This is a genomic window from uncultured Gimesia sp. (assembly GCF_963976445.1).
Taxonomy (GTDB): Bacteria; Planctomycetota; Planctomycetia; order Planctomycetales; family Planctomycetaceae; genus Gimesia.
In genome coordinates this window covers 98,113-110,602 of sequence record NZ_CAXBKP010000001.1, presented here as the reverse complement: position 1 = coordinate 110,602, position 12,490 = coordinate 98,113, and the positions used below count along the sequence as shown (strand labels likewise).

The following is a 12,490-nucleotide window of genomic DNA, read 5'->3' as shown; positions in this document are numbered from 1 at the left end:
TTTCAGACTCCTGTTTCGCTCTCTCTGCTTTAGTCGATGACGCCGTCATTCCGCATGATATCAATGGCACTCTCGAAGGCATTGATTGTAAAATCAATATCTTCATCGGTATGAGCGGCGGTTGTCATCGCCCCCCAGCCAAACCAGTCGACCCCATTCAGCAGCAGAGCACAGCGAAACGCGTGTCCCAATTGGGCATCATGCTTGCAGTCCAGACGATCAAAATCGTTATTGTATGGCACGAACGAATCATCCGTGGGCCGTGGACCATCGTAACCGGGGAAGACTTTGATAATTGAAAACTGTCCGTAAACAACCCAGTTCACATTCTTGCGGGTCAGGACTTCATTCATGCCTCTTCGTAGTTTGGCAGCACTCTCACTCGCTTTGCGGCAGGGCTCTCCTGTAGCAACCTGTTTCAACACGGCAATTCCCGCGGCAGCGGAAAGTGGATTCGCATTATACGTTCCCGGGTGTTTCATTTTTTGACCGAAGGGATTATCAAAGGCAATCGCCTGCATCAGATCAGCACGTCCCGCCAGACAGCCGCCGGGTAGCCCCCCGGCAACAATTTTCGCCAACGATGTCAAATCGGGAACGATGTCACAGACTTCCTGCATACCGCCGGGAGCGACACGGAAACCGCTGATGACTTCATCCATAATCATCAGCACGCCTTTGTCCGCCGTCAACTTGCGTAGCCCCTTCAGGAAACCGTCTTCCAGCGGAACCACCCCCCAGCGACTGCCGGTCGCTTCGATAATGAGGCAGGCGGGATCATGTTCGGCGATCGTTCGTTCGACCAGATCCAGATCGTTGGGACGGATGATAACCAGTTCATCGGACACCCCGTTGGTAACGCCGGGCATGGCGTAGGTTTTATCATCATGCGGCGGCTCGGAAGCCTGGGTGAGCAGATCGTGCCAGCCATGAAAGTGGCCGGCGAACTTGATGACTTTGGTTTTGCCAGTCGCGATGCGAGCCACTCGCAGTGCCATCATAGTGGCTTCAGTACCACTGCTGGTGAACCGCAGCATCTCACAGGAGGGAACCAGCTGACGTACCAGATCACCCCATTCCAGTTCCAGCTCGTGGCAGGCGCCGAAGTGCGTTCCCTTCGCGACCTGATCCTGTACCGCCTTGACCATGTCTGGATGACTGTGTCCCAGAATCAGTGCCCCATGACCGCTCCAGAAGTCGATAATGTCGTTGCCGTCGACATCATATTTATGAGCACCCAACGCACGATCCACATAAATCGGGAATGGCTTCATGTATCGGCCGTCGTGTGTGACACCACTCGGAAACAGCGTACACGCTTTTTGGTAATCTTGTGCCGATGTCGGAAATTTCGCAAAAAAATCAGCTTCAATCTGCTGTCCCACTGCCTGGCTCATGGCGTTGTACTCACAAAAATTAGTATGAAAGAATTCTGAAGCATTGTCAGATATCGTCGTTGCCCACGGATTTGATTTCTTTAAAAAAGTAACAAATTCGTGTTACCTGATTTATATCGGAATCAGAACCAAATATCAAAGTGATCGAGCACACAAATGTAGGGGCGGGTCCATGTGCCCGCCCGCCTGGACGGTCTCAATTTAGAGTTGTCGTCCAGATGGGACCAGTTGAACCATTTGCAAAACAATACGCTGGCAGTCAGATATAGCGGGCAGCCACATAGGGCTGCCCCTACAAATTGTTTAATACTCGTTCGATTTCTCTGTCTGTCCTTCAATGCCGGAGAAGCTGCTTTTGACCACCTGCCGCACGAGCCGTTGATCGGCTTCCGCCTTTAGCTTGGCAATCGCGTCGGCTAAAGGCATCGGACCGAGATCGCCATCGATGCGATCTCGCACCGCGACTGCAGTCTGTTCGGCTTCTTTGGGACCAACAATGAACATATACGGAATCAGTTCCAGCTGGGCATCGCGAATTTTCGCGTTGACCTTCGAGCTGCGGGTGTCGATCGAAATTCGAAACCCGTTCTGCCGCAGTTGGGCGGCGACTTCGTTCGCGTAGTCCAGCGTCTTATCACTGACAGGTAAGACACGAATCTGTTCCGGTGCCAGCCAGAGCGGAAATGCACCTGCGAAATGTTCGATCAACATTCCCGTGAAGCGTTCCATTGAGCCGAACGGAGCACGGTGAATCATCACGGGACGATGCGGCTGATTGTCCGAGCCCGTATATTCCAGCTTGAACCGTTCCGGCAAATTGTAATCGAGCTGCACGGTTCCCAGTTGCCATTCACGGCCGATACAGTCCGAGACCATAAAGTCGGCTTTCGGACCATAAAACGCGGCTTCTCCTTCGCACTCACTATAAGGCATGCCCGAGGCTTCGAGTACTTTCCGCAGACTGTCTTCCGCATGCTGCCAGTTCTCTTCACTGCCCACATACTTATCGCTGCCCGGCTCGCGCAGTGAAAGCTGCACGCGGAAATTATCCAGGCCGACCGAGGCCAGTACGAATTTCACCAGCTCTAGAGTCGCCTTGAATTCGCCTTCCACCTGCTCCGGAGTACAGAAAATATGTGCGTCGTCCTGAGTCAACCCGCGGACCCGCAGCATGCCGTTCAATTCCCCGGTTTGTTCGTGACGATACACGGTCCCGAATTCAGCCAGACGCACGGGCAGATCCCGATAGCTGTGCGGGATCGCTTTATACATCTCTGCATGATGCGGACAGTTCATCGGCTTCAGCAGATATCGTTCGTGTTTGTGCTCCCAGTCCTTGAGAATCTGAATTTTCTCTTCACGGCTCGCACCGGGAGGAAATTCGAAATCGCAGTTCATCACCCGCGATGATTTCAAAAAGGTCGCTTCATCCTCATCTGACAGCGTGTCTTCTTCCAGCTTTCGTACCCAGAAATCGACCAGTTGGCCGGCATCATGACCGAACAACGGCGCGAATTGCGAGTCGCGATAATAAGGAAAGTGACCGCTGGTTTCATACAGTTCCACACGACCGATGTGCGGCGAGTAAACCGGCTGATAACCGAGACGCGTCAGCTCGACCTTAATGAAGTCTTCCAGAACTGCACGGATCGTCGCCCCTTTGGGCAACCAGAGACAGAGCCCCTGTCCGACTTCGGGGTTGATCTGAAACAGCCCCAGCTTTTTCCCCAGCACCCGATGATCGCGGCGTTTCGCTTCTTCGATCTGTTCCAGATACTTTTTCATATCTTTCTTGCTGAAAAAGGCGGTGCCGTACAGACGCTGGAGCGGTTTGTTGCCGGCGTCCCCTTTCCAGTACGAACCGGCGATCGACAGCAGCTTAAACGCTTTGACTTTGCTTGCATTCGGAATGTGTGGACCACGACACAAGTCAACAAATTCGCCCTGCCGATAGAAGCTGAGCTGCCCATGATCAGAAAGCCCTGTTTCAATATGTTCGGCTTTCGAATGCTGGTCCATCTCGTTCACGAATGAAACCGCTTCCACACGATCGAGAGAGAACCGCTCGAACGGCTCTTCTTCTTTGATGATCTTCTTCATCTCTTCTTCGATTTTGGGGAAGTCATCTTCACTGATGGTGTGTTCCAGACCAAAATCGTAATAGAAGCCATGAGGCAGGGTCGGCCCGAACGCGAGTTGAATGCCCGGCCAGAGACGCATCACGGCGCGGGCCATGATATGGGCACACGAGTGACGTAAAACGCCTAGTGCTTCCGCATCGCGGTCGGTCAGCAGGCGGAGTGAGATTTCCTGGGAGTCGGAGACGTCTTTCAAGGGACGAAACGCATCACAAACGGTTCCATCTACTTCAGCAGCGACGACCGCATTGGCCAGCCGCTCACCGATTGACTGGGCGACATCGAGAGCTGTACTGTTGTCTGAATACTCTTTAACGGTTCCATCGGGTAATTTGATTTGAATCATGCGATTATCGGGACTTCATCTAGAGTCGGAACCACCACAGTCGCCGTTACAAAGGGCTCACTGCTCAGGCAGTTCGAAGGAGGTACGGTCTTTATATTCGACAGGCACAGCCCGCGTCAATGTTCGCCGTTTGTTGGCAAAATCGGCGAAAACCTGTCAAATTGCTATGATCGGTCAGACAGGACCTGAGACTCTTCCATTCAGCAGTTTTTTTCACAGAACGTCTTCTGGAACTTGACGATAACACCCTTGATCCGTAACCTTTTGAAACCTCAGGACGATTAGCTCAGTTGGTTAGAGCGCCACGTTGACATCGTGGAGGTCACCGGTTCGAATCCAGTATCGTCCACTAATAAGCCCTTTTCTCGTATAGAGTTAGGGCTTGTTTTATGCGCACTGCTGGCTGTAGTGTACCACTTGCCTGATCCCGGCGTCCCGAATAACCATTACGACTGATCTGGAATTGGTCGTCAAACCGACAAATTCGGCATTGTACGCACAGCCAGACCAGAGATCAGGACGATTCTTTCCGTGGACCGTGCCATTTCAATACATCACCACAGATACGATTTTCTCCCTGCGCGAAACTTCGATCGGTGGATTTCAATAAGGTTTCAGGATGACGGATCATCCCTTAGTCAAAGTGCGCGGATTCGGTCTGGCACTCTCAGCAGTGCTTCTCGCAGGCTGTGCCTCTCATTCAGCAAACGTACAAGAGACGTCGTCGGCGAAAGTCGAACTCGAAAAGAGGCTCGCTGCGCTGAGTTCCCTGGGTGATGAGGAACCGGTGCCTGATACGAAGCCGGTGCCTGGTAGGAAGCTGGTGCCTGGAACCAAGCCGGCGTCTGGTACGAAGCCGGTACCTGGTCCGAAGATCGTGCAAACCAGTTCCGAGAGGCCCGAAACCGTATTGACCGACGGGACGCATTCAGAACTGGTGATGCAACATCTGCCGCTCTCTCAATCGCTGGACGAGCTTGAGATGCTGGCCGTCGATCAGAACCCGCAGTTGGTGAGACTTTATCAGGAGTACAATGCTGCTTCGTCCCGCTCTCACTATGTCAACAAGCTCCCCGATCCGAAGCTGGGCGCGAGTGTGTTCGGAGATCCGATTCAAACCGCTTCCGGCTCGCAGCGTGCCGTACTGAGTGCAAGTCAGGCGATTCCCTGGCTCGGGAAACTCAATGCCGAAGAACAGCGTTCCTGCTTTGAAGCCTTCGCCGTTCGCGCAGATTATTTATCAGAGCGTCTGCGCGTTATCGCCGCGGTCCGTACCGGCTGGTATCGACTATATGTGATTGATCAGCAGATTGAGACAGCGACCGCCAATCAACAACTGCTGAAGTCTCTGATCGATGTCGCGAATGCCCAGATCGCTACCGGGACTGCAACACAGGGAGACGTCCTGCTCGGTACACTGGAACTCAGTAAACTCGAAGAACGACTTCTCACCTATCGTAAGCTGAGAGTCGCTGTGCAGGCGGAGGTCAATCGGCTGGTCGCCCGCGATGCGGATCTGGCAGTATTTCCTCCGGAAGAACTGGAAATTCAAATTCCAGAGCTATCTGCTCAGCAGGTTTATCAGAGTGCTTTGGATTCGCAACCGGAGATTCAGGCGGCTCAGCTCCGTATGCAAGCCACGCGGTGGGGAATTGAAGTGGCTCGTTTGAGTCGGCGACCGGAATTGACCCTCTCGGCGAATTATTTCTTAACGGATAATAATCGCCCTCCCTCGAATCTGTATCAGGTCGGCCAGGATCCCTGGTCGCTCGGTGCCCAGGTCAGTATTCCGCTCTGGAAAGAAAAATACGATGCCCTCGAAAATGAAGCGACCTGGAAACATCTCGCTTCGAATTACTCGGAACAAGATCTCCTCGATCGCTATGATGCCCTGATCACCGAATTGCTGGCGGAAGCCCATCGTGCCGAAGAAACTGCAGTACTCTATAAAGAAACAATCCTGCCGCAGGCGCGTCAGACATTAAGGGCCGACCAGGAATCGTATTCCCGCGGGGCGGTCGAGTTCGATCGCGTCATTCGCGATTACCGCAATCTGCTGACACTCGAATTGGGCTATCACCAGGCGATAGGTGAGCTCGCAATTTCACTCACACAGCTCAGTCGTGTAGCAGGCCACGATTTTTCTATCTCTAATGTGCCTGTTGTCCCTGGATTATCCGACGTGAACTGATCGGAACACATCTGGACTTCCCACTGCGAAAGCGATACAGTACAAGAAGGTCTGGTAACACTTCTTCAGGAGTCTGTTTCATGCACCGAATTGGTCGAGCGATGTTGATCTGGATGACAACAGCAATGTTGTTCGTACAGACTCTCTGCCCGGCAGCTCTATTCGGCTGCTGCTGTCAGAAGAGCATGCCTGAAGAAAAATTACAGACCAACTGCTGTCGACTCTCTCAAACAAGTGCTGTTTCTGTAGTGAAACATAAGAGCTGTTGTGCTCAGGTTGCCACATCCACGGCTGCTAATGAAAAACAGCCAGCTTGTCTCGGTAAGTGCGGTCAAAGCGACTCTGATTGCCATTGTAGTCGCATTAACAGCATACCCGCGCTACCGGATACAACCAGCGGTCCGCTACAGGAACAACAGCTGTTGTTTCAGGTTCTGGCACATCCGATGGCAGTCTCCGTGACTCAGACGGATTTCTCTGAAGACTCTCTTAGCGAGAGTCACAGCCCTGCGGCACAGACTTTCAAGTCTGCGCAGATTCTACTCTGTGTGTCTTTGCTATAAAGACTGCGCTGCGCGCTGACGGAATACCGTTTCATATTTTCTGCGCACGCGAACGGTTGTCTTGTCCTCATCTACTTGGATTTCCGGTTTGATATCCAGTTTGATTTTCGGGACAAAACGTTTCCTGAATTCTCAGAGCCCGTCTGCCATTATCTGCGATGGCACAGAATGAACACATTTGAAACAGGGCGACTGGCCGGTTTTTCCGGCACGGTCCAATGCTGGTTGTTAAGTACCGGCTGGTCGCTCTCTTGTTTTGTTTTTGGAGAGGCAAGATGACAACATCTTCCACAGAAGAACCGGCAAAAAATCCTGTGACTATCATAGCACCCCCGCCCCCCGATGCGAAATCAGGCCGCTGGTGGCTGAGAAAATTGCTGCCGGCAGCCCTGTTTCTTTCGGTCGGTCTGTTTCTCATTGTATTGCTGGGGGTCGCACAACGACTGGGATGGATTCAGGCCGGTCTTTCCACCCCGGCAAGCACAACTCAAGGCGGGAAGCAGCAGATCTTTACCTGCCCGATGCATCCGCAAATCCGCCAGCCCAAGCCAGGCCGCTGTCCGATCTGTGGTATGGCGCTGGTGCCTGCAGCGAAGTCCGGCGCCAATATCGATCAGATGGCGATTACGATAGAGCCGGCCCAACGTCGTTTAGCGAACATTCAGACCGCGGATGCAAAATTGGAACCCGTCAGTACCACAATTGAAACCATCGGTGCGATTGAGATTGATGAGAGTCGGCAGGCCACGATCGCCGCCTATATTGACGGGCGGATCGAAAAACTGTTCGCCGACTATACCGGCGTGGAAGTTGAGAAAGGCGATCATCTGGCAATTGTTTACAGTCCCGAACTGTATTCTGCCCAGGTGGAACTGTTGGAAGCACGGAATGCGCTTAAAAGAATGACTTCCGGTGCGCTTTCTATAGTACGCGAGGTGCAGGAAAAGCTTGTTGTGAACTCGCGACAGAAACTCGTCGAGTTAGGTATGACAGACGCACAGATCAACCAGCTGTTATCAACGGGCAAGGCCGAGTCGCGTCTCACAATCTACGCACCCATCGGCGGGACCGTGACCGAAAAACTCGCGGAAGAAGGCAAATACATCAAAGCCGGAGAGCCCATCTACCGCATCGCCAACCTGACCACTGTCTGGCTCGTGCTTGAACTCTATCCAGAAGATGCCTCCCGGATTCGCTTCGGCCAACAGGTTGATGCTGAATTGCAGTCATTGCCAGGAAAAATCTTGAAGGGCCGCGTGGTATTCATCGACCCGACTGTCAATCAAAGGCGACGAACGGTAGGAGTACGTGTTGAATTTCATAATACAAACGGAAAATTGAGGCCCGGCGATTATGCGAAAGCGCAGATCACCGTTCCCATCGGCCCGCAAGGAAAAGTTTACGATGCCGAGCTTGCCGGAAAATGGATCAGTCCCATGCATCCCCAGATCATCCGTGATCAGCCAGGCGACTGTCCGATTTGTGGCATGAAACTCGTGCCCACGTCTCGCTTCGGTTATACCGATCAGCCCGTTCCCCAGCGGAAAGCACTCACTGTGCCGCGTTCTGCTGTGCTGATGGCCGGCGACCACAGTGTGGTTTATGTCGAAACCAAACCGGGCCGCTTCGAACTCAGGCTGGTTACGCTGGGGCCGCTGCTCGGAAATACTGCTGTCATTCTGGATGGGGTCAAACCGGGTGAGAAAGTCGCCACTGCCGGAAACTTCCTGATTGATTCCCAGATGCAACTTTCTGGCAAACCGAGCCTGATTGATCCGCTACGATTTGTGCCCGAGAAAAAAACGAAGCAGAAGAATTCACCGCTCAAATTTGATTCGATCAAGCTTGAAAAACTCTCCGGGCAGACCGGTAAGGCACTGGAACAGCTCTATACCACTTACTTTGCCATTCAGAAACAGTTTGCTGCGGACAAAAAAATAACAGAAAAACAGGCAAAGACACTGAATCAACTGGCCGATCAACTGGCTCAGGATTCCCAGCTCAGTCAACCAGTGAAAGATGAGTTCCAGCAGATCGCGACCAATTCAGAACATCTGCATCATCTCTCCCTCAAAAAGGCACGCAAGAACTTCAAGCCGATCAGTCATGCAGTGGTTAAGCTGGCGACTCAGGTTCGGGGCAGTGAAGCAAAACAGTCGTTCCATCATTTCTTCTGTCCGATGGTTCCACAAGGGGGAGGCGACTGGCTTCAGCCAGATGACAAACTAGTCAATCCCTACTTCGGTAGCCAGATGTTGCACTGCGGCGAACTGGTGCCAACGTTTGAACCAGCGCCGAAACAGTCTGCAGCGAAAAAGCAGCCCGCACCTGCCACACAGACGCAGCAGAAACAGCCCCGCCAATCACCTTCAGGGACTCAGGGAGAATAATCCATGTTACGTACCTTGATTTCCTTCAGTATCCGCGAACCGCTGATCATGTTCTGCATCACGGCAGTCCTCATTGGCTTCGGCTGGTATAGCGTGCGCGAAGTTCCGATCGACGCCATTCCCAACATCGGGGAAAACCAGGTCATCATCTTCACTGCCTGGCCCGGACGTTCTCCCAAAGACGTCGAAGATCAGGTCACGTATCCCCTCTCCGTTTCGATGCTCGCCGTCCCCAATGCGGAATCGGTACGCGGCAAGAGCCTGTTCGGTTACAGCTTCGTGCAGGTCACCTTCAAAGACAGTACCGATTTTTACTGGGCGCGCTCCCGTGTCGTCGAACAGCTGGGCACCGCAGCAGCACTCCTGCCGGAAGGGGTTGTTCCGACTCTGGGACCCGATGCAACCGGGTTAGGTCAAGTGCTCTATTATGTGCTGGAACCTCCGAAAGGAATGAACCTTGCGGAATTGCGCAGTCTGCAGGATTTCGTCGTCAAATATGAGTTGCAAGCCGTGCCCGGCGTCAGCGAGGTCGCCAGCGTGGGTGGTTATGTCCGACAATACCAGATCGAAGTGGATCCCGATAAACTTCGGTTTCACGATATTCCCCTCGATCAGGTCATCGAAGCCGTTCGCAAATCAAACATTGATGTCGGCGCGAAGACGGTCGAATCGGGGGGGATGGAATTCATCATCCGCGGTCGCGGTTTCATCGGCGCGGGACAAAACACCACCCAGGCAATTGGCGACATAGAGCAGACTGTGGTCCGTTCGCGCGATGGCGTGCCGATTCGCATTCGCGATCTCGGGCGCGTACAACTCGGTCCGGAGTTCCGCCGCGGCGCCATCGACCTCAACGGCACTGAAGCCGTCGGTGGTGTTGTCGTGATGCGGTTCGGAGAAAATCCCCGCAAAGTGATTGACAGTATCAAAGCCAAAATGGCACAGATTGAGCCGAGTCTGAAAGGAGTGAAGTTCAAACTCGTCTATGACCGCACCGGTCTGATCAATGAAACCATCGCCACACTGACCGAAGCGCTCACTCAGGAAGTCTTTATTACCGCGATCGTCATTCTGCTGTTTCTGCTGCACTTACGCGCGAGTTTCGTTGTCGCCGTCACGCTTCCCCTCGCCGTGTTGATGGCGTTCATCGCGATGAATGTGTTCGGCATTGATGCGAATATCATGTCACTGGCCGGTATCGCGATAGCCATCGGCACCATGGTTGATATGGGGATTGTCGTTTCCGAATCGATCTACGACGGACTCGCCGAGTGGGAAACGGAAGGGAGACCCGGTGGCAAGGAACAGCGTTTGAAGGTCATCCATGACTCCGCCACCGAAGTCGCGCCGGCGGTCGTCACAGCTGTGTTGACAACAGTCGTCAGCTTTTTTCCGGTCTTTATGCTTACCGGTCGTGATTATAAACTCTTCGCACCGCTGGCCTGGACTAAGACGTTTTCGATTATTGCAGCCTTGATCGTCGCCATCACGCTGGTGCCTCTATTGAGTCGCCTGTTACTCAATTCGAATCAACGGCCTTGGCGCCGCCGCGTGATCATCTCGGTTGTGTTCGCGATGGTCTGTGGCGTGCTCGCCTGGACCTTTGGTACTGACTATCTCGCGCGAATTCCTGTAGGTCTACCGATACTCGTCCTGTTGAGTGCCGGTGTGGGGGGAATAGCCTGCTTCTGGATGCTCTCCGAACGACTCAGACCCGTCGATGAGAATCCGGTGGGACGCATCATTCACTTTCTGTATGAACCCACGCTCCGCTTTTTCATGAAACACAAATTTCTGTTCTTTACATTTCCCACGTTCATTGTCGTGCTGGGACTGGGGTCCTGGATCGGGATGGCAACGGTGATGAAGCCGTTCGAAAAAGTCGCGAGGTTCCTGGGAGTCGAGCCCAATGAGGTGCCCGGCTGGGTCGAAACGAAGCATCTTTTCCCTGGATTAGCCTCTAACGACTGGATTGCCCTCGACGAGGGGAGCTGGTTTTACATGCCGACGCTTTATCCTGCTGCCAGTTTCTCACAGGCGATGGAGGTTTTGCAGACACAGGATACGCTGATCAGACAGATTCCCGAAGTCGAAAATGTACTTGGGAAAATCGGTCGTATCGAGTCGGCCCTTGATCCCGCTCCCGCAGCGATGATTGAAACCTACGTCATGCTCAAACCCGTCGATCAGTGGCGGCCCGGCATGACTTCCAAGGGAATCTGGGAGCAGATCAACGCGGTTGCGACACTGCCCGGTGTCACACCTGCTTCTCCGCTGCAGCCGATCGAAGGTCGTGTGGTCATGCTGCAGAGCGGCATCAAGGCACCGATGGCCATTCGCATTTATGGCGACAGTCTGGACGGTCTGGCAGAAGCCTCGATCGCGGTCGCCGACCATTTGAAGCAGATTCCCCAGGTCAATGCAGCGACTGTGAATCCCGATATTGTGTTGGGGAAACCGTATGTCGAATTTGACGTCGATCGAGAAACCGCGGCCCGTTACGGCATGTCCACGGCGATGGTCAACCAGATCATCGAAACGGCGTTGGGAGGTTCGAATGTCACTCGAACTGTCGAAGGTCGCGAACGCTACCCGATTCGCGTCCGTTATGAACGCAATCTGCGTGAACAGATCAATGAGTTGAACCGTCTCCCTGTCGTCACGCATTCGGGGGAAATTATTCCGCTCTCCCTGCTGTCGGACATGAAAACGACCTGGGGACCCGGCGTGATCAACAGCGAAGACGCCCGGCTGGTAGCACACGTCTCCTTTTCATCGTCTGGTCAGGAAGGGGCGCTGGAAACCGTCAATGCGGTCGAAACCAGTCTCCGCGCTGCGCAAAAAGAGGAATCGTTGAATCTGCCCGCCGGTTATGCACTGCAGGCGGTCGGCTCGTTTCAAAACCAGATTGAAGCCAACAACCGCCTGATGTGGGTGGTGCCGCTGGTGATCTTTACGAACCTGTTTATTATCTATCTGCAGTTTCGTAATCTACCGATCGCACTCGCCGTATTTGCTGGCATTCCAGTCGCGTTTGCCGGAGGTATGATCTTTCTGGGCTGGAATGAGATTCAAATCAATACCGCTGTCTGGATCGGCTTCATTGCCCTGTTCGGCATTGCCGTGGATGACGGCGTCGTAATGGCGACTTACCTCGATCAAATCTTCATCCGAAAAAGGCTGAAGACGAAAGAAGATATTCGCAACGCCGCCGTCCAGGCCGGGCTCAAGCGAATTCGTCCCTGCCTGATGACGACATTTACAACAATCATCGCTTTAATGCCTGTGATCCTTTCTACCGGGCGCGGCTCCGACGTCGCCAAAGCGATGGCCTTACCCGTGATCGGCGGCATGACTGTCGAACTGATTACACTGTTCGTGGTACCTGTGATCTTCGTCGCTTATAAGGAATTCAAAATGAATCTCGGCCTGAGCGATCCGCACTGGTCCGGAGTCGAAGATTAA

6 protein-coding genes and 1 tRNA gene are annotated in these 12,490 nt (G+C 53.4%); 5 read left to right on the top strand and 2 right to left on the bottom strand.

Translation table 11 applies throughout. The features are described 5' to 3' along the window. Positions 1 to 29 precede the first annotated feature (29 nt). Together AAC022_RS00475 and thrS are read right to left on the bottom strand one after the other, a co-directional pair. Positions 30 to 1,397, bottom strand: coding sequence for an aspartate aminotransferase family protein (locus tag AAC022_RS00475; protein WP_339726926.1), 1,368 nt, complete (start codon positions 1,395 to 1,397; stop codon positions 30 to 32). 303 nt (positions 1,398 to 1,700) lie between these two features. After that, the gene (gene thrS / locus AAC022_RS00470) at positions 1,701 to 3,881 is read right to left on the bottom strand and encodes a threonine--tRNA ligase (protein ID WP_339726924.1); all 2,181 of its coding nucleotides are present in this window, start codon (positions 3,879 to 3,881) and stop codon (positions 1,701 to 1,703) included. A gap of 275 nt (positions 3,882 to 4,156) precedes the next feature. Here thrS and AAC022_RS00465 point away from each other — a divergent pair. The 5 genes from AAC022_RS00465 to AAC022_RS00445 all read left to right on the top strand — a co-directional run bounded on the left by AAC022_RS00465 (position 4,157) and on the right by AAC022_RS00445 (position 12,490). Beyond that, positions 4,157 to 4,230: transfer RNA gene (locus tag AAC022_RS00465), tRNA-Val, on the top strand. A 270-nt stretch (positions 4,231 to 4,500) separates the two neighbouring features. Beyond that, on the top strand, positions 4,501 to 6,072 hold the full coding sequence (locus tag AAC022_RS00460) for a TolC family protein (RefSeq protein ID WP_339726921.1): 1,572 nt from the start codon (positions 4,501 to 4,503) through the stop codon (positions 6,070 to 6,072). An 80-nt stretch (positions 6,073 to 6,152) separates the two neighbouring features. Next, positions 6,153 to 6,635, top strand: coding sequence for a hypothetical protein (locus AAC022_RS00455; RefSeq protein ID WP_339726919.1), 483 nt, complete (start codon positions 6,153 to 6,155; stop codon positions 6,633 to 6,635). A gap of 275 nt (positions 6,636 to 6,910) precedes the next feature. Next, positions 6,911 to 9,025: an efflux RND transporter periplasmic adaptor subunit gene (locus AAC022_RS00450; RefSeq protein ID WP_339726917.1), complete on the top strand. Its 2,115-nt coding sequence runs from the start codon at positions 6,911 to 6,913 to the stop codon at positions 9,023 to 9,025. A 3-nt stretch (positions 9,026 to 9,028) separates the two neighbouring features. Further along, positions 9,029 to 12,490 (top strand): efflux RND transporter permease subunit, encoded by a 3,462-nt coding sequence (locus tag AAC022_RS00445; protein ID WP_339726916.1) that lies wholly within the window; start codon positions 9,029 to 9,031, stop codon positions 12,488 to 12,490.